This is a genomic window from Mesorhizobium sp. 128a (assembly GCF_053848025.1).
Genome location: NZ_JBSPKY010000018.1, coordinates 84,703 through 106,088 on the forward strand (window position 1 = coordinate 84,703; position 21,386 = coordinate 106,088).

Sequence of the window (21,386 nt, forward strand, 5' to 3'; positions counted from 1 at the left end):
CCACTTGGATTTCTGCTGGCGTGACCGAATTCAGCCTTCCGCCGATCCAGACGACAGCCCGCGACGATGCGGTGCTGAAGGCGTTGGCTGGCTTTGTGATGCGCGAAAAACTGGAGCCCGGTGAGAGGCTGCCGACCGAGCGTATCCTCGCTGAGCGCCTGAAAGTCAGCCGCAACACGGTGCGCGAGGCGCTGACGCGCTGGGAAGGGCTTGGACTGGTCGAGCGCCGGCAGGGCTCCGGCACTTATCTCAAGGCTGCCGTCTCGCTCGACATGCTGCACCTGCCGCTGACGCTCGCGGGCGGCAATGATTTCACCGGCCTGATGCGCACGCTGGAGATCCGCCGGGCGCTCGAAGCGGAAGCCGCCGCCCTTTGCGCCATTCGCGCTGACAAGGACGATCTCGCCGAGATCGAGCGCAAGCTCGACATCATGGAGGAGGAGTTTCTCAACCGGGCCGGAATGTCGTCGGAAGAGGACTGGGAATTCCATCAGGCGATCTACCGCGCCTGCGGCAATCCCCTGTTCGAGCAGATCATCGCCGCCATGCATGAGCTGTTCCACCGCTTCTGGGAACATCCGCTCGGTGTGCGTGATTTCGGTCACGCCAGCTTTCCCTACCACCGCACCATGTTCGACTGCATCGCCGCGCACGACCCGGAAGGCGCCCGGGCCGAGGCGCTGAAGCTGATCGCCACCGTCGAGGACGATTTGAAGCGCGGCGCCGCCAACCTCAAACTTTCGGACCGCACATGAACGAACAGGGCTTCGACCCAGGCATTTCCGGCAGCGACTATCTCGCCGAGGCGGCGACGCTTCTGGCGCATGACGATCCGTTCCCCGGCAATGCCGTGGTGCCGCCGATCTACCAGACCTCGCTGTTCACCTTTGGCAGCTATGCCGAGATGGCCGACACCTTTGCCGGCCGCCGCAAACAGCCGATCTATTCGCGCGGCGACAATCCGACGGTGATGGAATTCGAGGCGCGCGTTGCAGCGCTCGAAGGCGCCGAGGCCGCGCGCGGATTCTCCAGCGGCATGGCGGCGATCAGCTCTACCGTGCTCGCCTTTGTCGGCGCCGGCGATCGTATCGTTGCGGTGCGCAACTGCTATGGCGACGCCTACAGGCTGTTCGAGCGGCTGTTCCCGCGCCTCAACATCAAGGTCGACTATGTCGACGGTTCCGATCCGGACGCGGTCGCTGCGGCACTGCCGGGCGCGAAACTGCTCTATCTGGAAAGCCCGACTTCGATGATGTTCGAGCTCCAGGACCTGGCGCACCTGACGCGGCTGGCGAAAGAGCAGGGCATCGTCACCACCATCGACAATTCCTGGGCGACGCCGGTGTTCCAGAAGCCGATCCTGCACGGCGTCGACCTCGTCTTGCACTCGGCCTCGAAATATCTCGGCGGCCACAGCGACACGGTTGCCGGCGTGGTGGCGGGCTCGGCCGCCCACGTCAAGCACATCAACGACCAGACCTATTCCCAGCTCGGCGCCAAGCTATCGCCCTTCGAGGGCTGGCTCTTGCTGCGCGGCCTGCGCACGCTGCCGCTGAGGCTGCCGCACCACATGAAGAGCGGGCTCACCATCGCCGAGCGGCTGAAGGCACATGACAAGGTCGAGCGGGTCAATCATCCCGCCTATTCCAACCATCCCGGCAAGAAGACGCTTGCCGGCTATGCCGGGCTGTTCTCCTTCGAGGTCACGGAGGATGTCGACATTCCCACCTTCGTCGATGCGCTGAAATTCTTCCGCATCGGCGTCAGCTGGGGCGGTCACGAAAGCCTGGTCGTTCCGGCAAAAGCCTCGCTCGAGCAGACGCCGGGTCTCAATTCGATGGCGCGCTTCGGCGTCAGCCCCCGAACCATCCGCTTCAATGTCGGATTGGAAAGTGTCGAAGACCTCTGGGCCGACATCGCCCAAGCCTTCGAAAAAGCAAAAAAATAACTGGGTTCAAAATGGGAGTTCTGAATATGAAGAGACTGAGCATCATGCTTGCCACAGCTGCCGGCCTGGCGATTTCCGCCAGCGGCGCGCTGGCCGACACCACACTCAAGCTGGTCGAGGTCATCACCAGCCCGCAGCGCACCGAATTCCTGAAGAAGCAGATCGCCGAATTCGAGGCAGCCAATGCGGGCGTCAAGGTCGAGGTGGTCTCGCTGCCCTGGGGCCAGGCGTTCGAGAAATTCCTCACCATGGTGCAGGCCGGCGATACCCCTGATATCGTCGAGATGCCTGAGCGCTGGATGGGCCTCTACGCCACCAACGGCCAGCTCGAGGATCTCGGGCCTTACATGGCCAAATGGGACGACGCCAAGACGCTCGGCGACCGCGCCAAGCAGTTCGGCTCGACCGTCAACAACACCCAGTTCATGATCCCTTACGGCTATTATGTGAACGCGCTGTTCTGGAACAAGAAGCTGTTCAAGGAGGCCGGCCTCGACGGCCCGCCGGCGACGCTCGACGACTTCATCGCCGATTCCAAGAAGATCTCCGCCATTCCGGGCAAGTACGGCTACTGCCTGCGCGGCGGGCCGGGCGCCTTCAACGGCATGCACATGTTCATGAACATCGCCCAGGGCAAGGGTGGCTACTTCAACGAGGACGGCACCTCGACCATCAATGAGGAAGGCTCGGTCAAGGGCCTGCAGATGCTGGCCGACATGTACAAGGACGGGCTGGCGCCGAAGGACGCGGTGAGCTGGGGCTTCAACGAGACCGTCACCGGCTTCTATTCCGGCACCTGCGCCATGCTCAACCAGGACCCTGACGCGCTGATCGGCATTGCCGACAAGATGAGCGCCGACGATTTTGCCGTGGCGCCGCTGCCGGTCGGACCGAGCGGCAAGTCCTATCCGACGCTGGGCTATGCCGGCTGGGCGATGTTCGCCAATTCGCAGCACAAGGACGATGCCTGGAAGCTGATGGCGACGCTGTTGTCGCCCAAGGACAATCTGGAATGGGCCAAGGAAGTCGGCGTCGTGCCGATCCACAATGGCGCCGACCAGGACGCCCATTTCAAGACCGAGCAGTTCAAGGGCTGGTTCACCGAGCTCAGCGACAGCTCGAAATATGAAATGGTGACGCCGCCGACGCATCTGGAAAACCTCGGCAACTTCGTCGACCAGGTGGCGATCAAGAATTTCCAGGAAGTGCTGCTCGGCCAGAAGTCGGCCAAGGACGTCGCCGATCAATGGGCTGCGTTCCTGACCAAGGAACAGCAGGACTGGATGGCCAAGAACAAGAAGTGATCTTCTTCCTTCTCCCCGTTTTACGGGGAGAAGGTGGCCCGGCAGGGCCGGATGAGGGGCAGCGCTAGCACCCCAAGGTTGGCGCTGCCCCTCATCTGCCTGCCCGTCCTCCGCGGCAGCTGCGCCGCTGCTACGGAGGGTGGACCGGCATCTTTCCCCGTGAGCGGGGAGGACGCTTGTCGCCAATCCCGGCGCTCCTCCAGGAGACGAATTAGCACCCGATGACCTACGCCGTGTCCGAAATACGATCCGCAGGCCGGCCGCGAAAGAAGCGGCTGACGCATGCCGCCATCGAGCCCTGGCTTTATCTCAGCCCGGCGATCGTTCTGCTGGTCGTGGTGCTGCTGGTGCCGCTGATCATCGGCATCAGCTATTCCTTCCGCAAATTCTCCGCCTTCAAATCCGAATATGTCGGCCTTGGCCAGTACGAGGCGATGCTGACCGACCAGGTGCTGGGGCAGGCGCTGGTCAACACGCTGTGGTGGACCGTCGCCAGCCTGTTCTTCCAGTTTTTCCTGGGCCTCGGCCTCGCGCTGCTGCTCGACAAGCCGTTCGTCGGCCGCAAGTTCGTGCAGGCGGTTGTCTTCCTGCCCTGGGCGGTGCCGTCTTTCCTGTCTGGCCTGACCTGGGCCTGGCTGTTCAACCCGATCATCGGACCGCTGCCGCATTGGCTGTTTGCGCTCGGGCTGAAGGCCGAACCGACCAATGTGCTGTCCGATCCGGCGACCGCCATGTGGGGGCCGATCGTCGCCAACATCTGGTTCGGCATTCCGTTCTTCGCTATCACGCTGCTGGCGGCGCTGAAGTCGATCCCGTCCGAATTGCACGAGGCCGCTGCCATCGATGGCGCCTCGCCTTGGCAGCGCTTCACCAAGGTGACGCTTCCCTTCCTGGCGCCGACCATTGTCATCACCGTCATGCTGCGCACGATCTGGATCGCCACTTTCGCCGATCTGATCTTCGTCATGACCGAAGGCGGGCCCGCGGGCTCGACCAGCACGGTGCCGGTCTACATCTATGTCAGCGCCTTCAAGTCGCTGGACAAGGGTTACGCGTCGGCGGTCGCGGTGCTGCTTCTGGTCCTGCTCATCGCCTATGCGATCGCGCTGATCGCCATTCGCCGCTTGCTGGTGAGGCACGTCTGATGATCGCCGGGCGCTCCACTTCCTCACGCATTTTCAGCGGCATCGGCCTTTACGGCGCGATTGCGGCGTACATGATCTTCGCGCTGTTCCCGATCTTTTGGACGCTGAAGATCTCGGTGACGCCGGAGCGGTTGCTCTATTCCGAGGGGATCACGCTGTGGCCGTCACAGACGACGTTCCGCAACTTCATCACGGTTCTCGAAGCATCTGATTTCCCGCGCTATTTCCTGAACAGCGTGATCGTCTCGGTGTCGACGGCGGCACTCGTCACCGTGATTGCCACGCTTGCCGGCTACGCGATGTCGCGCTTCACTTTCCGCGGTAAGGCGACGCTGGCGATCATGCTGCTGCTGACCCAGACCTTCCCGCTGGTGATGGTCATTCCGCCGATCTACCGCGTCATGGGTGAGCTTGGCCTGACCAACAGCCTGGTCGGGCTGATCATCATCTACACCGCCTTCAACACGGCGTTTGCCACCTTCCTGATGCAATCCTTCTTCGACGGTATTCCGAAGGATCTGGAGGAGGCGGCAATGATCGACGGCTGTACGCGGGCGCAGGCGATGCGCAAGGTGATCGTGCCGCTGACCTTGCCCGGCATGGGCGCGACGCTCGGCTTCGTCTTCACCGCGGCCTGGAGCGAATTGCTGTTCGCGCTGATGCTGATCTCCAGCGACGACCAGAAGACGTTCGCCGTCGGCCTGCTCACCTATATCGGCAAATTCGCCGTCGACTGGGGGCAGATGATGGCGGCGTCGATCCTGGCGCTGATCCCGGTCTGCATCTTCTTTGCCTTCCTGCAACGCTATCTCGTCACCGGCCTCACCGCCGGCGCGGTCAAAGGATAATCGATGGCTTCCGTCACGCTGCAAAACGTCGAGAAGGACTACGGTTCGCTGCGCATCCTGCACGGCGTCGATCTCGAGATCGCCGATGGCGAGTTCGTCGTGCTGGTCGGCCCGTCCGGCTGCGGCAAGTCGACCCTTTTGCGCATGATTGCCGGGCTGGAAGAAGTCTCCGGCGGCGAGATCCGCATCGGCGATCGGCTGGTCAACGATGTCGCGCCGAAGGACCGCGACATTGCCATGGTATTCCAGTCCTATGCGCTCTATCCGCATATGGATGTGTCGTCGAATATGGGCTTCAGCCTGCTTTTGAAGAAGGCGGAGAAGACGACGATCGACGGCAGGGTAGGGGCCGCCGCCAAGCGCCTTGGCCTCGACAGTTTTCTGGGACGCCTGCCGCGGCAATTGTCCGGTGGCCAGCGCCAGCGCGTCGCCATGGGCCGCGCCATCGTTCGCGATCCCAAGGTGTTTTTGTTCGACGAGCCGCTCAGCAATCTCGACGCCAAACTGCGCGTCCATATGCGCGCCGAGATCAAGGCGCTGCATCAGCAGCTCAAGACCACTTCGGTCTATGTTACGCACGACCAGATCGAAGCCATGACCATGGCCGACCGCATCGTCGTCATGCATGACGGCTACGTCCAACAGGTCGGCCATCCGCTCGAACTCTATGACCGGCCGATCAACACCTTTGTTGCCGGTTTCATCGGTTCGCCCGGCATGAATTTTTTTCCGGCGACGGTCGCGAAGGCTGGCAAGGTGGATGCGGTGCTGGCCGACGGCCAGAAGCTGCGGTTGCCTGATGGATTGCCCCTCACGGATGGTGGCAAGCTCACCGTCGGGCTGCGGCCGGAACACATCCAGCTCGCCGACGACGGAGGGCTCAAGGCAGAGGTCGAAGTGGTCGAGCCGCTCGGCCTGTCGACGCAGTTCTATGTCCGGCTCGCCGACCAGCTGGTTTGTGTCTTCGTCATGGGACGCAGCACTATCCGGCCGGGCGACACGGTAAGACTGTCAGCCGATCCGGCGGCGCTGCATCTGTTCGATCCCGCAAACGGCAACCGCATCGGGTAAGGGGCGCCTGAAGCCGGCAGCCAGAGGCAATCCGTTTTAGCGGTGGTTGCCTAGGCTGGCATACATGCCGGTGGTGCGGAACTGCGTCGGGTTGATGCCGTAGAGCCGGCGGAAGACTTTCGAAAAATAGTTGGCGTCCTCGAAGCCGCACAATATGGCGACCTCCTTGACCGGCAGGAAATCGGCCTTGGTCAAAAGTTTCGCCGCCCGCTGCAGCCGCTGCTGCAGCACGAATTCGGCCGGCGGCACGCCTTCGCTGTCGGCAAAGCAGCGTGAGAAATGTGCCCGGCTGAGGCCGCTGATTTGCACGAGATCAGCCACCGGCAGGGGCTTGTCGAGATTTGCGTTGATGTGATCGATTACCGGCTGCATGGCGCTCTGTTTTTCGGTGAAGGCGTGCGAGCCGAAGACATCGTCGTAAAGCGCCATCGCCGCTTCATAGGCGATTGCTGAAGCCGCCCCTGGCGAAGCGCCGCCCTTGATCAGGCGCAGGCTGCAATCGGCGAGATGATCGATCGTCTGAGGCTGGAGCCGCAACACCGGACCGGAGACACTCAGAATGGATTTGTGGATGCGCAGCGCCTCCTCGCCATTCATCGAGATCCAGAAATATTCCCAGCGGTCGCCCTTCTCCAGCCAGTAGCGATGGTTGTGCGGCACCAGCACCAGCAGCGTGTCGTTGGCCTGCAGGCGGTAGTTGCGGTTTTCGTAGCGCAGCTGGCCGGTGCCGCTGATTGTGTGCTGCAGTACGGTGAACGGTGTCTGGCCGCGCTTGCGCCCATCCCAGTCGTAAGTCACACCCTCGCGCACTTCATAGCCGGTGCTGGTCGGCATGGCATGCAGGCGCTGACGGCCGCGCGGCAGCGAAATGGTGCGCATCAACTGTCCGTTGGCGATCAGATCACGCAGCACAAAATTACCCTCGAAAGCATAAACGTTCTCTGGCCGTGCCCGCGAATAACGGCATAATCCAAATCCTGAGAACGCGAAAGACCCGCGGTCGAGGAGCGGGCGGGAGGAGAATGAGCCGGAAATTCCGGCTCCGAATGGCATGCGCGCCATGGCGCGTCGCCATGCGCTCCTCCTTTGCTCCTTGCCTGGCATTCGACCCGCATCGAGGTGAAGGTGATGAGTTTCAAAATCGCTATTATCGGCGCCGGCAGCGTCGGCTTCACCAAAAAACTGTTCACCGACATTCTGTGCGTTCCGGAATTCAGCGATATCGAATTCGCGCTGACCGATCTCAGCGAGCACAATCTCGGGATGATCAAGGCGATCCTCGACCGCATCGTCGAGGCCAACAAATTGCCGACAAAAGTCACCGCGACCACCGACCGCCGCAAGGCGTTGGAAGGCGCGCGCTACGTCATCAGCTGCGTGCGGGTCGGCGGGCTCGAAGCCTATGCCGACGATATCCGCATTCCCTTGAAATACGGCATCGACCAGTGCGTCGGCGACACGATCTGCGCCGGCGGCATCCTTTACGGCCAGCGCAACATCCCGGTCATCCTCGACTTCTGCAAAGACATCCGCGAACTCGCCGAGCCGGGCGCGAAATTCCTCAACTATGCCAATCCGATGGCGATGAACACCTGGGCGGCGATCGAATACGGCAAGGTCGATACGGTCGGCCTCTGCCACGGCGTCCAGCACGGCGCCGAACAGATCGCCGAAGTGCTCGGCTCCAAATCGCATGGCGAACTCGACTATGTCTGCTCCGGCATCAACCATCAGACCTGGTTCGTCGATCTGCGCCTCAACGGCCGCAAGATCGGCAAGGACGAGCTGGTCGCCGCGTTCGAGGCGCATCCGGTCTATTCGCAGCAGGAAAAGCTGCGCATCGATGTCCTGAAGCGCTTCGGCGTCTACTCGACCGAAAGCAACGGCCATCTCTCCGAATATCTGCCCTGGTACCGCAAGCGGCCGGACGAAATCACCCGCTGGATCGACATGTCCGACTGGATCCATGGCGAGACCGGCGGCTACCTCCGCTACTCCACCGAAACGCGCAATTGGTTCGAGACGGAATTCCCGCAGTTTCTCGAAGCGGCGTCGAAACCGATCGACCCGGCCAAGCGCTCCAACGAACATGCCAGCCACATTCTCGAAGCGCTGGAGACCAACCGCGTCTATCGCGGCCATTTCAACGTCAAGAACACCGGCATCATCACCAACCTGCCGCAGGACGCGATCATCGAATCGCCCGGCTTCGTCGATCGCTTCGGCATCAACATGGCCGCCGGCATCACGCTGCCGGAAGCCTGTGCCGCGACCTGCATCTCTTCGATCAATGTCCAGCGCATGTCGGTGCATGCGGCGATATCGGGCGACATCGATCTCTTGAAGCTTGCCGTGCTGCACGATCCGCTGGTCGGTGCCGTGTCGACACCGGAAGAGGTCTGGCAGATGGTCGACGAGATGGTCGTCGCCCAGGCCCGCTGGCTGCCGCAATATGCGGGTGCGGTGCCGGCGGCGAAAGAGCGGCTTTCGAAATCGAAGGTCAAGACCCGCGACTGGGCGGGTGCGGCGCGGCGCAAGGTGCGATCGATCGAGGAATTGCGCGCCGAAAAGACGGCGCTGAAACAGGCGGGCTGAGATGCTTGCAGGCGCGCCGCGGGAGGCCGGTCCGCCAATCAGCCGTCATGAATAGATGCGGGCAGCAGCAGACGTCGAAACATCTGGGAGGAACACAATGAGGAACTTTCGCAGAATTGGCATTCTCACTGGGCGAAGAATTGGCATTCGCGCCGGGCGAAGAATTGGCATTCTCGCCGGCTTGACGCTGAGCGTCTCGGTCTTGGCGCTCGGCGCATACGCCTCCGAGCCGACCACGCCGCCGGCGCCGGCACCGTTTCCCGCCGAGGGCAAGATCAAGTACGTCGCCCGCGATTCCATCCTGGAATTCAAGGCGCTGCCCGAATATCACGAGCCCGACTGGGTCACCGAGAAATACGTCAAGGCCGGCAAGCTGCCGCCGGTCAAGGACCGGCTGCCGAAGGAGCCGCTGGTGTTCAAGACCGGCAACATGCCGGACGGCATCGGCGTCTATGGCGACACAATGCGCCATGTCATCGGCGGCCGGCCGGAAGGCTGGAACTATGGCGCCGGCCAGACGCAAGGTTGGGGCGGCATCGACATCGGCCTGTCCGAATGCCTGACACGCACAGCGCCTTTGTTCCAGGTCGAGGCCAAGGACACTGAACCGCTGCCGAACCTGGCCAAAAGCTGGGACTGGTCGAAGGACGGCCACACGCTGACCATGCATCTGGTCGAAGGCGCGAAATGGTCGGACGGCGTCGCCTTCAACGCCGATGACGTCATGTTCTACTGGGACGACGAGGTCGTCGACCCCAACGTCTCGCCGCTTAACGGCGCCACCGAAGAAACCTTCGGCGTCGGCACGACGCTGAAGAAGATCGACGACTACACCGTCGAGTGGACATTCAAGGACGCCTTCCCAAAGCAGTATCTCTACGCCATGGCCTACGGCACCTTCTGCCCCGGCCCGGCTCATATTCTGAAGCCGCAGCATCCGAAATATTCAAAGAACACCTACGACCAGTTCAAGAATGCGTTCCCGCCGGAATATATGAACATGCCGGTGATGGGCGCCTGGGTGCCGGTGGAGTATCGCCCTGACGACATTGTCGTCATGCGGCGCAATCCCTACTACTGGAAGGTCGACGAGAAGGGCAACCAGCTGCCCTATCTCAATGAGCTGCACTACAAGCTGTCGACCTGGGCCGATCGCGACGTCCAGGCGGTGGCAGGCGCTGCCGACTTCTCCAATCTGGAGCAGCCGGAGAATTTCGTCGCCTCGCTGAAGCGGGCGGCGGAAAAGGACGCACCGGCCCGGCTCGCTTTCGGTCCGCGCCTGATCGGCTACAATCTGCGCATGAACTTTTCCGCCAATGGCTGGGGCAATCCCGACGAGCGCGGCCAGGCGATCCGCGAGCTGAACCGCAACGAGGACTTCCGCAAGGGCGTCACCATGGCGCTCGACCGCAAGGCACTCGGCGACTCGCTGGTCAAGGGGCCGTTCACCGCGATCTATCCGGGCGGGCTCTCCTCCGGCACCTCCTTCTATGACCGCAACTCGACGGTTTACTATCCTTTCGATCTCGAAGGCGCCAAGGCCGAACTCGCCAAGGCGGGTCTCAAGGACACCGATGGCGACGGCTTCGTCAACTTCCCGGCCGGCACGGCCGGCGGCAAGAATGTCGAGATCGTCATGCTGGTCAACAACGACTACACCACCGACAAGAGCCTGGCGGAAGGCGTCGTCGGCCAGATGGAGAAGCTCGGCCTGCGCGTCGTACTCAACGGCCTCAACGGCACCCAGCGCGACGCCTCGCAATATTCCGGCCGATTCGACTGGCTGGTTCGGCGCAACGAGCAGGAGCTGACTTCCGTCGTGCAGAACACGGTGCAACTCGCGCCCGTTGGCCCCAAGACCAGCTGGGATCACCGCGCGCCTGAAAGCGGTGTGGTCGACCTGATGCCGTTCGAAAAGGAGCTTGTCGACATCGTCAACAAGTTCGTCTCGAGCCAGGACAATGACGAACGCGCCAAGCTGATGCGAGAGTTCCAGAAGATCTCGACGGAAAATATCTACAATGTCGGGCTGACCGAATATCCCGGCGCCCTGATCGTCAACAAGCGCTTCTCCAACATTCCGCAGGGGACGCCGATCTTCATGTTCAACTGGGCTGAGGACTCGATCGTGCGCGAGCGGGTCTTCGTCGCCGCCGACAAGCAGCAGAAATACGAACTCTATCCCGAGCAACTGCCGGGCAAGCCCGGCGACAAGGGTCCGACGAACTGAGGGGCCCGACCGCCTGAGAGACCATGAGCTGAGTTTCCTCCCCTGGCTGACGCCCGGCCGCGCTGCGCGCGCGGCCGGGGCGGGATAAGGTCAGCGGCAACAAATTTGATCCAAGGAGGAGAAACGAACCGATGCTGCGATTCCTGGCCATGCGCATAGCATCCGCGGTGCCGGTTCTGGTCATCCTGAGCCTGGTCACTTTCGCCATCATCCAGGCACCGCCGGGCGACTATGCCGACTACATCCGCTCGCAGCTCATCAACCAGGGCGGTGCCTCGTTTGCCGAAGCCGACGCGCAGGCGCAGGCCTACCGGGTCGAGCATGGTCTCGATAAGCCGATGCCGGTCCAGTATCTCAACTGGATCGGCGGCATCGTCACTCGCGGCGATTTCGGCTACAGCCTCTACTACAACAAGCCGGTGGCCGATGTGGTCGGAGAGCGGCTGCCGCGCACGCTGCTCCTGGCGCTGGTCTGCCATCTGCTCGCTTCGGTGCTCGGCATCACCTTCGGTATCTGGGCGGCGACGCGGCAATACACCTGGATCGACTCGACGCTGTCGGCCATCTCCTTCCTCGGCATGACCGTTCCGCGCTTCCTGATGGCGCTAATCATCGTCTACCTGCTGGTCTTCCAGTTCAACGTCTCGGAGATCGGCTCGTTCTTCTCGGCGCAATATGGCGGCGCGCCGTGGTCTTGGGGCAAGTTCGTCGACCTCGTCAAGCATGTCTGGCCGGTAGTAGCGATCGCCACCTTTGGCGGGCTCGCCTACAACATGCGCGTCATGCGCGGTAATCTGCTCGACACGCTCAATGCTCAATATGTCGAAACAGCCCGTGCCAAGGGGCTGACCGGCAGCGCGGTGGTCATGCGCCACGCGGTGCCCAATGCGCTGCATCCGCTGGTCATGTACCAGGGCGTCGTGCTGCCTTATATGCTGACCGGCGAGATCGAGACGGCGATCATCTTTGCGCTGCCGACCGTCGGCCCGGCCATTGTCGGCTCGATGGCGGTTGGCGACGTCTATGTCACGGCGACCTTCATGATGGTGCTGTCGGCGACGCTGATCGTCGGCAATATCATCGCCGACATGCTGCTCGCTCTGCTTGACCCCCGCGTCCGCCAATATGCGGGGTCTTGAGATGCTTGCCCGCGACACCTCGCCGCCGCTGCTTCCAGATGAGCCAATGAAGACGGATCCAGTCAAGACGGAGCCCGTCAAGACGGGGCCGCGCGGCAATGAGAGCTACATCGCGCTGGTGTGGCGTCGGCTGAAGCGATCCTGGACCGGCATGGCCGGGCTGATCCTGGTCGTGCTTCTGGTGCTGATGGCGCTGTTTGCCGACTTCTTCGCGCCGATGGACCCCAAGGTCACAGATGTCGCTTTCGCCCCGCCGCAGACGATGAGTTTTTACGACAAGGACGGGAATTTCGTGCTGCAGCCGCGGGTTTATGCGCTGGCGGATTCCGCAGACCTCGACCCGGTCACCTTCCAGCCGGTCGTCGGGCCGGACTACGAGCATCCGCGGCTGCTCGGCTTCTTCGTCAAGGGCGCCGAGTACCGGCTGCTCGGGCTGATCCCCGCCAACCGGCATTTCTTCGCTTCGACCGACGGCCAGCCAGTGCATTTCCTCGGCACCGACAAGTTCGGCAGGGATGTGTTGTCGCGCGCCATCCAGGGCTCGCGCGTCTCGCTGATGATCGCGCTGACCGTGGTCTTCATCATCACCGTCATCGGCACCACCGTCGGCATGGTCTCCGGCTATTTCGGCGGCCGGTTCGACATCTGGGTGCAGCGCTTCGTCGAGCTGGTGCTCGCTTTCCCGCAGCTGCCGCTTTATCTGGCGCTGACGACGCTGATCCCGGTGACCGCGCCGACCAACGTCTTCCTCGGCTTCGTCATCATCGTCATGTCGGCGCTTGGTTGGGCGCAGATGTCGCGCGAGGTGCGCGGCAAGACGCTGGCGCTGGCGCGGATCGACTATGTGCGCGCCGCCATGGCGGTCGGCGCGACCGACATGCGCATCATCATGCAGCACATTTTCCCCAATGTGATGAGCCACGTGATTGTCGCAGTGACGATCGCGATCCCGACGGTGGTCCTGCTCGAAGCCTTTCTCGGCTTCCTCGGCTTCGCGGTGAAACCGCCGCTGATCTCATGGGGGCTGATGCTGCAGGACACCGCAACCTATTCGGTCATCGGCACCTATCCCTGGATACTGTCGCCGGTCGGCTTCGTGCTGATCACCGTCTTTGCCTTCAACGCGCTGGGCGACGGCCTGCGCGATGCCGTCGATCCCTATTGAGGTGGCCGGGATGACCGTAGCGCTCGCAACCACCTTCGCACCAGCCGTCCGTCTCGACCACGCCGGACGCCACGACCAGCCGATCATCGATGCCCGCAACATCGAGGTCGCCTTCAAGGTCGAGCACGGCGTCGTCGAGGCTGTGAAGGACATCTCGTTCCAGCTCTATCGCGGCGAGACGATCGCCATCGTCGGCGAGTCCGGTTCCGGCAAATCGGTAACGGCGCGCACCGTCATGGGGCTGCTTTCGAAGCGGGCCACCGTCTCTGCGAAATCAACCGTCGACTATTGCGGGCAGGACATACTGAAGTTCCCGGAGAGCGCCCGGCGCAAGCTGCGCGGCAACCGCATCTCGATGATCTTCCAGGAGCCGATGAGTTCGCTGAACCCGATCTATACGGTTGGCAGCCAGATCGTCGAGGCGATCCGAGTGCATCGCAAGGTGAGCCGCAAGCAAGCCTGGGCGCGGGCGCTCGAGCTTTTGCGGCATGTCCAGATCCCCGACCCGGAAGCACGCATCAAGCAGTATCCGCACCAATTGTCGGGCGGGCAGCGCCAGCGCGTGATGATCGCCATGGCGCTCGCCAACGACCCTGATGTGCTGATTGCCGACGAGCCGACGACCGCGCTCGACGTCACGGTGCAGGCGCAGATTCTCAACCTGATCCGCAACCTGCAAAAAGAGCTCAGGATGGCGGTCATCCTGATCACCCACGACCTTACCGTGGTGCGGAGATTCTCCGACTATGTCTATGTCATGCAATATGGCGAGATGTGCGAGCATAACGTCACCGAGCGGCTGTTTGCCGACCCGCAGCATCCCTACACCAAGCGGCTGCTCGCGTCCGAGCCGCACGGCAAGCCGCAGCCGCTGCCGCAGAACAGCGGCACTATCCTCGAGGCACGCGACATGCGCGTCTGCTTCATGCTGCGTCATGGCAGCTTCCTGAAGCCGGACTGGCGCGAACTGGTTGCCGTCGACGATCTCGGCCTGAAACTTTGCCGCCACGAAACGCTGGGGCTGGTTGGTGAATCCGGCTCCGGCAAGACCACGTTCGGTCTTGCTCTGCTCAAGCTCACCGATGCCAAGCGTGGCGAGATCAGCTTCGACGGCCAGCCGATCCAAGGCCTGTCGCGCGCCGAGATGCGGCCGCTGCGCTCGCGCATGCAGGTCGTCTTCCAGGATCCGTTCTCTTCGCTCAACCCGCGCATGACGATCGGCCAGATCATCGAGGAAGGGCTGGTCGTCAACAGGATCGGTTCAACACGGCGCGAGCGGGTTGAGCGGGTGCGAGACGCCCTGGTCAGCGCCGGCATGCCCGGCGATATCCTGTCACGGTTCCCGCACGAATTTTCCGGCGGCCAGCGGCAGCGCATCGCGATCGCGCGGGCCATTGCATTGGAACCCGAATTCATCCTGCTCGACGAACCGACCTCGGCGCTCGACCTCTCGGTGCAGGCGCAGATCATCGACCTGTTGCGCAAGCTGCAGGACGAGCGCGGGCTGAGCTATCTCTTCATTTCGCACGACCTCAAGGTGGTGCGCGCGCTCTGCCACCGCGTCATCGTCATGCAGAACGGCAAGATCGTCGAGCAGGGACCCGTCGACGAGGTCCTCACCAATCCCAAGACCGCCTACACCGAACGGCTCGTCAGGGCCGCCTTCGACGTGGCGTAGCAAAATGCCGGAGGTTTAAAAGTGGCAAGACACCCCAGGATCACCTTCATCGGCGCCGGTTCGACCGTGTTCATGAAGAACATTGTCGGCGACGTGCTGCAGCGGTCATCGCTGTCGGGCGCGACGATCGCGCTGATGGACATCAATCCGCAGCGGTTGGAAGAGAGCGCCATCGTCGTCAACAAGCTGATCGCGACGCTGGGCGTGAAGGCGAAGGCCGAGACCTACTCCGACCAGCGCAAGGCGCTGGCCGGCGCCGACTTCGTCGTCGTCGCCTTCCAGATCGGCGGCTACGAGCCGTGCACCGTCACCGATTTCGAAGTGCCGAAGAAGTACGGCCTGCGCCAGACAATCGCCGACACGCTCGGCGTCGGCGGCATCATGCGCGGCCTCAGAACCGTGCCGCATCTGTGGAAGATCTGCGAGGACATGCTGGCTGTCTGCCCGCAGGCGATCATGCTGCAGTACGTCAACCCGATGGCGATCAACACCTGGGCGATTTCGGAGAAATATCCTGAGATCAAACAGGTCGGCCTCTGCCATTCGGTGCAAGGCACAGCGATGGAGCTCGCGCAAGACCTCGACATTCCCTACGAGGAGATCCGCTATCGCTCGGCCGGCATCAACCACATGGCCTTCTATCTCAAGTTCGAGCATCGCCAGGCGGACGGCAGCTACCGCAACCTCTATCCGGACCTGGTCCGCGCCTATCGCGAGGGCAGGGCGCCCAAGCCGGGCTGGAACCCGCGCTGCCCCAACAAGGTGCGCTACGAGATGCTGACGAGGCTCGGCTATTTCGTCACCGAAAGCTCCGAGCATTTCGCCGAATACACCCCCTATTTCATCAAGGACGGGCGCGCCGACCTGATCGAGAAGTTCGGCATTCCGCTCGATGAATATCCCAAGCGCTGCATCGAGCAGATCGAGCGCTGGAAGGGGCAGGCCGAGGCCTATCGCTCGGCCGACCGCATCGAGGTCGAGCAGTCGAAGGAATACGCCTCCTCGATCATGAACTCGGTGTGGACCGGCGAGCCGTCGGTGATCTACGGCAATGTCCGCAACAATGGCTGCATCACCTCGCTGCCAGACAATTGCGCGGCCGAGGTGCCATGCCTGGTCGACGCCTCCGGCATTCAGCCGACCTTCATTGGCGAGCTGCCGCCGCAGCTCACTGCGCTGATCCGCACCAACATCAACGTGCAGGAGCTAACGGTGCAGGCACTGATGACCGAAAACCGCGAGCACATCTACCACGCGGCGATGATGGACCCGCATACGGCGGCCGAGCTCGATCTCGACCAGATCTGGTCGCTGGTCGATGAGCTGCTGGCGGCGCATGGCGACTGGCTGCCGGCCTGGGTGCGTGGGAGCGCCAAAGTTCGGGCCGCCTAGGCGTTGGAGCAATTCACCGTTTCACGGCGAATTGCTCCTATTTTCTTACGCAATTACAAGGGAAAGCGCTGCGCGCTTTTCCCGGGAAAACCGCTCACACTTTTCCTGGAATTGCTTAGGCCCCCGGTGGCGCCGGCAATCGGTGGCGCAGCTCCTCGACCAGGACGCGCTCGTTCTCCGAATAGTCGATCGGCACGACGACGAGATGGACGCCGCCGCCGGTGAAGGCCCGCTCGAGCGTCGATTGTATTTCCGAGACGGCGCTGACCCTGGTACCCTTGGCGCCATAGGCCTCGGCATATCTTACGAAATCGGGGTTGCCGAAGGTCATGCCGAAATCGGGAAACTGGTCGACCGCCTGCTTCCAGCGGATCATGCCGAAAGCATGGTCCTCGATGATCAGCACGACCAGGTTGAGTTTGAGCCTGACGGCGGTTTCCAGCTCCTGGCTGTTCATCATGAAGCCGCCATCGCCGCAGATCGCCATGACACGGCGGCCGGGGTAGAGCATCGCGGCCGTCATCGCCGACGGCAGGCCGGCGCCCATGGTGGCCAGCGCATTGTCGAGCAGCAGCGTGTTGGCTACGCGCGTGCGGTAGTTGCGCGCGAACCAGATCTTGTACATGCCGTTGTCGAGCGCCAGGATGCCGTCGGCCGGCATCACCGCGCGCACGTCGTGCACAAGGCGCTGCGGCGTAAAACGGTCCTCGGTGGCGCGCGCGGCAATGCGGCTCAGAATTCCTTCGCGCAGGGGCAGCAGCGCCTGTGCGTTGGGGATCTTGTCCTCGATGCGGTCGGCAAGCAGCCTGAGCGAGGCGCCGATGTCGCCGACCACTTCGGTCTGCGGGAAATAGACCTGCTCGACATTGGCCGGCTGGTAGCCGACATGGATCACCTTCGGTCCCTTGTCGCCCATGATGAAGGGCGGCTTCTCGATCGTGTCGTGGCCGATGGTGATGATGAGGTCGGCCTGCTCGATCGCCTCATGCACATAGTCGCGCTCGGAGAGTGCGGCCGTGCCCATGTAGAGCTCGGTCCCGCCGGGCACCGTGCCCTTGCCCATCTGCGTGGTGAAATAGGGAATGCCGGTTCGCAGCACGAACTGGGCGAGGTCCGAGGTCGAGCGCGGCCGTGAGGCGGCGGCGCCGAGCATCGCCAGCGGGCGCTGTGCCTTGATGATCATCTGCGCGGCACGGTCGAGCGCGAGCGGACTGGCCAGCGGAAGTTCGACCGGGTGCGGCGGGATCAGTGCCACCTCGTCGCATTCCTCGGCTGCGATGTCTTCGGGCAGTTCCAGATGCACCGGTCCCGGGCGTTCCTCCTCGGCAATCCGAAACGCTTCCCGCACCACGGCCGGTATTGTGCGTGGCGAGATGATCTGGCGAGACAGCTTGGTCAGCGGTTTCATCGCGGCAACGATGTCGACGATCTGGAAGCGCGCCTGGCGCGACGACCGGATGCCCTTCTGCCCGGTGATCATGATCATCGGCATGGCGCCGAGCAGCGCGTAGGCTGCACCCGTCGTCAGGTTCAGGGCGCCGGGCCCGAGCGTGGTGATGCAGACACCCGGCTTGCCGGTAAGCCTGCCATGTGTTGCGGCCATGAACGCCGCCGCCTGCTCATGGCGGGTCAGGATCAATTGGATCGACGATTTGCGGATGGATTCGACGACGTCGAGGTTTTCTTCGCCCGGAATGCCGAAGATGCGATCGACACCCTCATTCTCGAGGGCGGCTACAAGCAGATCTGAACCTTTGGGCACGAAGCATCTCCTGGGCGAAGCGGGGCCGTGAACACACGCAGACATGGCGGAACCGCACCGCGCAAACATAGTGCCGGCGAAGCCGTAGCGCGAGGTGCGGCCCGCCGTGGGGCGCTGCCGATGGAAAGAAAATTCGCTGTCCGCAGGATCGACAGGCGTACCATCCCTTCTTTCGGCAATTGGTAGCCGTTAAACCTGTGGCAGAGACAGTGGGTCCGCCCGTCGTAAGAGGTGCCAGAATATGCCCAATCCAACCGTCGTCGGCTTTTCCGGCAATTTCACCCGGCCTTCCAAGACGCGCGGCTTCGTCGACCAGGTCGTCAGGGATATTGCGCGCCAGCATGGCCTGTCGGCGAGCACCTACGACATCGAAGACCTCGGCCCCTCGTTTGGCGCTGCCAAATGGGCGCGCGATCTCGACGGCCAGGCGCGGGCGATTTTCGACAGTGTCGTCAATGCCGATGTCCTGGTTGTGGGGTCACCGACCTACAAGGGCAGCTACACCGGCCTGTTCAAACACTTCTTCGATCTGTTCGATCCGGCTTCCTTGCGCGGCAAGCCGGTGGTGCTGCTCGCCACCGGCGGCAACGATCGCCATGCGTTGATCGTCGAGCACCAGTTGCGGCCGCTGTTCGGCTTCTTCGAGGCGCTGACACTGCCGACAGGTGTCTATGCCACGGACAAGGATTTTTCCGACGGCGTGCTGAGGGCCGAACCCATCCTGAAGCGCGTCGAGCAGGTTGTCGGCGAGGTCGGGCTGGTGCTGGCCAATCGCGCGGCCGCCGGTGTTGCTGCCGGATAGGGAGCAACAGCAAGCTCACAGAAATAACGGCCCCTCGGGGCCGCTATTCCTTGGGAAGGCAGCTTACTTGCTGCCGCCATTGGCTTTCACATTGCTGCAGAATTCCGGGTGGCTGTTGGCGGCGTTGGCGTTCTTGGCCTCCTCGTCGCAGGCCGCCATCATCGCTGTCTGATCATCCGGCGACAGCGCCTTCCACGCCTTCACGAAGTCGTCATTGCCGACCATCGTCTTCATGGTGTTGTCGGTGTAGAAGGGCTGCATCTTTGCCGGGTCATCGAGGGCCGATGTTCCGGTCCCGCCGGCGGCAAGCGCCGAGCCGGCGACCATCGACAGCGTCATTGCGCCAAAACAGATCATCTTGATGTTCATTATGTTATCCTCCTGTTGCTTAGGGATCGTCAAAGCAACGATCATGGGACAAACGAGAGGTTTGGATCGAAGTTCCGGATTTCGTGCGAAAAATAGGTGAGTCTTTCTGAGATATAGTCATAGGTAGGTTGAAACTTTTTCGGCCTTCCTCGTCGGGTTTCGTTCTTCGTGCGAGCGTCAATAAAAAGGCCCGCCACCGACGCGAATCGTGACGGGCCTCCTTGGAGTACGCCGGGCTTCCCACCGCCCGACTGCTTTCAAAACCATCTGGCAGAAGGATGGTTCCGCAGAGCCCCGCAAGTCATCAATACCCGCCGGCGAGGCCGGAGCCTTCGATGTCCGGCAGGGGTCGCCGGAACCGTCGCGGCGCCTATCCATTATCCCTGAGATGGAGGAACTGCGAATGCCCAAATACATCACCATCGGCTATGGCGACCGGGCCGGATATGACCGGACGCCGCAGGACCTCAGGCAGGCAGCCCATGAACACGATGCGTCGCTCAAGCGGCGCGGGGTGGTGATGGGCATTGCCGAAACGCCGGTCCAGGTGCGAAATCCAGACGCCAGCGGCGTGCGCACCGAATCCGGGCCTTATCTCTCGTCGGATCTGCCGATCGCCGGCTTTTCCGTCATGGAAGCCAAAGACATGGACGAGGCAATCGCGCTCGCCTCGAAATCGCCCTGCGCCGTGGCGCATGGGGTGATCGAGATCTGGCCGCTCAACGAGCGATAACTAATTCCTGTCCGCCGGTTTCGACCTCATCCTTGACACAGTCTCGCGCTCGGCGCGCTTGGAGCGCAGCGGCGGCAGGCCGCGGTCGATCAGCTCCATGTCTTCCAGCACCATGTCGCCCATGCGCTTGAAAGCGATGTCGAGCGCACCGGCGCGGTGGGCGGAGCGCAGGAAGCCTGGGATTGTCCGGACCGGATGGTCCTGCGCCAAAGGCTCTTCGGGGAAGACATCGCTGGCGGCGACGATGTGGCCGCTCTTTACCGCTGCCATTAAAGCAGGGAAGTCAACGACGCCGGCGCGGCTGAGCAGGATGAAGGCAGCACCCTTGCGCATCGAGGCAAAGGCATCGGCGCCGAGGAACCCCTGGTTCTCTGATGTCACCGAAGCGACGACGAAGACGAAGTCGCTAGATGTCAACACATCGTCAAGCGAGGCCGGCTCGACGCCATTGTCGATGAGGATCGACGGCGGCAGCCAAGGGTCGAAGACTTTGGTTCGTGTGCGAAAACCCGACAGCAGCCGGTTCAGGGCGCGACCGAGATCGCCGAAGCCGATGATGCCGACATCGGCGCCCGACAGAAGCCGCGCAGTGAGGTTGCCGTCGCCGCCCCACAGCTCTTCACCTCTGCGGAAGGCGAGGTCGGCGTCGACGATGTTGCGGGCGAGGTTGAGCGCCATGGCAAGGCCGAGCTCGGCCACGGGCTCGGCGAAGACGAGGCCGGTGGTGACGACATGGATGCCGCGCGCGAAGAGCATCTCATAGGGCATGTTGTTGACGAGGTTGGTCTCGACATTGAAGACGCAGCGCAGCGCCGTCATGGCTTCAAGCGTCTCAGGCGAGATTGGTGGCTGGCCGATGATGTAGCGTGCTTCGGCCAGAACATCGGCGGGCAGTTTCGCCACGCCCTCGGCCGTCGTCTCGGCAATGCGGTAATGCGCCTTGAGCCGCGCCAGTTGCGGCGGCGTGAAGATCAGCTCGAGCGTGCGCGGTTCCGGCGCGCTGATGACCAGCGGCAAGGTCTTGTTCGGCATGACGGTTCCTCCCGGCGCGATCCGGATCGCGTATTTTTGCTTTGAACTTGCGGTTATCCCAAAACCGCTTCACACTTTAGGACGGCACGCACTCGTGGGTAAAATACTCACGATTAAACGATTTACAACTCCGAAAAATCGATTTACTCATTTCCCCAGCGGGCGGAAATACC

The 21,386-nt window shown here is 62.5% G+C and carries 18 protein-coding genes; 14 read left to right on the forward strand and 4 right to left on the reverse strand.

Going from position 1 to position 21,386, the window contains the following annotated elements:
* Positions 1-20 precede the first annotated feature (20 nt).
* The 6 genes from ACWTU9_RS25750 (at position 21) to ACWTU9_RS25775 (ending at position 6,316) form a co-directional block, all read left to right on the forward strand.
* Positions 21-755, forward strand: a complete 735-nt coding sequence (locus ACWTU9_RS25750) for a FadR/GntR family transcriptional regulator (RefSeq protein ID WP_455860763.1) — start codon at positions 21-23, stop codon at positions 753-755.
* A complete protein-coding gene (locus ACWTU9_RS25755) occupies positions 752-1,948 on the forward strand; it encodes a PLP-dependent transferase (RefSeq protein ID WP_455860764.1) in 1,197 nt (398 codons plus the stop codon). The genes ACWTU9_RS25750 and ACWTU9_RS25755 overlap by 4 nt, the downstream gene beginning before the upstream one ends.
* Before the next feature lie 26 nt (positions 1,949-1,974).
* Positions 1,975-3,252, forward strand: a complete 1,278-nt coding sequence (locus tag ACWTU9_RS25760; RefSeq protein WP_455860765.1) for an ABC transporter substrate-binding protein — start codon at positions 1,975-1,977, stop codon at positions 3,250-3,252.
* 221 nt (positions 3,253-3,473) lie between these two features.
* Positions 3,474-4,397, forward strand: a complete 924-nt coding sequence (locus tag ACWTU9_RS25765; protein ID WP_455860766.1) for a carbohydrate ABC transporter permease — start codon at positions 3,474-3,476, stop codon at positions 4,395-4,397.
* Complete coding sequence (locus ACWTU9_RS25770) at positions 4,397-5,245, forward strand: carbohydrate ABC transporter permease (RefSeq protein WP_455860767.1); 849 nt, start codon at positions 4,397-4,399, stop codon at positions 5,243-5,245. Before ACWTU9_RS25765 ends, ACWTU9_RS25770 begins: the two co-directional genes overlap by 1 nt.
* A 3-nt stretch (positions 5,246-5,248) precedes the next feature.
* The gene (locus tag ACWTU9_RS25775; RefSeq protein WP_455860768.1) at positions 5,249-6,316 is read left to right on the forward strand and encodes an ABC transporter ATP-binding protein; all 1,068 of its coding nucleotides are present in this window, start codon (positions 5,249-5,251) and stop codon (positions 6,314-6,316) included.
* Positions 6,317-6,352: 36 nt separating this feature from the next.
* Here ACWTU9_RS25775 and ACWTU9_RS25780 read toward each other — a convergent pair whose 3' ends face one another.
* The gene (locus tag ACWTU9_RS25780) at positions 6,353-7,369 is read right to left on the reverse strand and encodes an AraC family ligand binding domain-containing protein (protein WP_455860811.1); all 1,017 of its coding nucleotides are present in this window, start codon (positions 7,367-7,369) and stop codon (positions 6,353-6,355) included.
* Between the two features lie 75 nt (positions 7,370-7,444).
* Here ACWTU9_RS25780 and melA (ACWTU9_RS25785) point away from each other — a divergent pair, with 75 nt between their 5' ends.
* The 6 genes from melA (ACWTU9_RS25785) to melA (ACWTU9_RS25810) all read left to right on the forward strand — a co-directional run bounded on the left by melA (ACWTU9_RS25785) (position 7,445) and on the right by melA (ACWTU9_RS25810) (position 16,515).
* Entirely contained in the window at positions 7,445-8,911 is a 1,467-nt protein-coding gene (gene melA, locus ACWTU9_RS25785; protein WP_455860769.1) for an alpha-galactosidase, read from the forward strand.
* A gap of 145 nt (positions 8,912-9,056) precedes the next feature.
* Positions 9,057-11,141: an ABC transporter substrate-binding protein gene (locus ACWTU9_RS25790; protein WP_455860812.1), complete on the forward strand. Its 2,085-nt coding sequence runs from the start codon at positions 9,057-9,059 to the stop codon at positions 11,139-11,141.
* Positions 11,142-11,272: 131 nt separating this feature from the next.
* A complete protein-coding gene (locus ACWTU9_RS25795; protein WP_455860770.1) occupies positions 11,273-12,280 on the forward strand; it encodes an ABC transporter permease in 1,008 nt (335 codons plus the stop codon).
* Positions 12,281-12,326: 46 nt separating this feature from the next.
* Positions 12,327-13,445: an ABC transporter permease gene (locus ACWTU9_RS25800; protein WP_455860771.1), complete on the forward strand. Its 1,119-nt coding sequence runs from the start codon at positions 12,327-12,329 to the stop codon at positions 13,443-13,445.
* A gap of 10 nt (positions 13,446-13,455) precedes the next feature.
* Positions 13,456-15,123: an ABC transporter ATP-binding protein gene (locus tag ACWTU9_RS25805; RefSeq protein ID WP_455860772.1), complete on the forward strand. Its 1,668-nt coding sequence runs from the start codon at positions 13,456-13,458 to the stop codon at positions 15,121-15,123.
* A 21-nt stretch (positions 15,124-15,144) separates the two neighbouring features.
* A complete protein-coding gene (gene melA, locus ACWTU9_RS25810) occupies positions 15,145-16,515 on the forward strand; it encodes an alpha-galactosidase (RefSeq protein ID WP_455860773.1) in 1,371 nt (456 codons plus the stop codon).
* A gap of 115 nt (positions 16,516-16,630) precedes the next feature.
* On the opposite strand, the gene ACWTU9_RS25815 is transcribed toward melA (ACWTU9_RS25810), so the two are convergent.
* Positions 16,631-18,277 (reverse strand): acetolactate synthase large subunit, encoded by a 1,647-nt coding sequence (locus ACWTU9_RS25815; RefSeq protein ID WP_455860774.1) that lies wholly within the window; start codon positions 18,275-18,277, stop codon positions 16,631-16,633.
* A 241-nt stretch (positions 18,278-18,518) separates the two neighbouring features.
* On the opposite strand from ACWTU9_RS25815, the gene msuE reads away from it, so the two are divergent.
* Positions 18,519-19,079 carry an FMN reductase gene (gene msuE, locus ACWTU9_RS25820; RefSeq protein WP_455860775.1) on the forward strand — a complete coding sequence of 187 codons (561 nt, stop codon included), beginning with the start codon at positions 18,519-18,521 and terminating at the stop codon, positions 19,077-19,079.
* A 63-nt stretch (positions 19,080-19,142) separates the two neighbouring features.
* On the opposite strand, the gene ACWTU9_RS25825 is transcribed toward msuE, so the two are convergent.
* Positions 19,143-19,448 carry a hypothetical protein gene (locus tag ACWTU9_RS25825; RefSeq protein WP_454585333.1) on the reverse strand — a complete coding sequence of 102 codons (306 nt, stop codon included), beginning with the start codon at positions 19,446-19,448 and terminating at the stop codon, positions 19,143-19,145.
* A 403-nt stretch (positions 19,449-19,851) separates the two neighbouring features.
* On the opposite strand from ACWTU9_RS25825, the gene ACWTU9_RS25830 reads away from it, so the two are divergent.
* A complete protein-coding gene (locus tag ACWTU9_RS25830) occupies positions 19,852-20,181 on the forward strand; it encodes a YciI family protein (protein ID WP_454585332.1) in 330 nt (109 codons plus the stop codon).
* Here ACWTU9_RS25830 and ACWTU9_RS25835 read toward each other — a convergent pair whose 3' ends face one another.
* Positions 20,182-21,213 (reverse strand): hydroxyacid dehydrogenase, encoded by a 1,032-nt coding sequence (locus tag ACWTU9_RS25835; protein WP_455860776.1) that lies wholly within the window; start codon positions 21,211-21,213, stop codon positions 20,182-20,184.
* Positions 21,214-21,386: the final 173 nt, after the last annotated feature.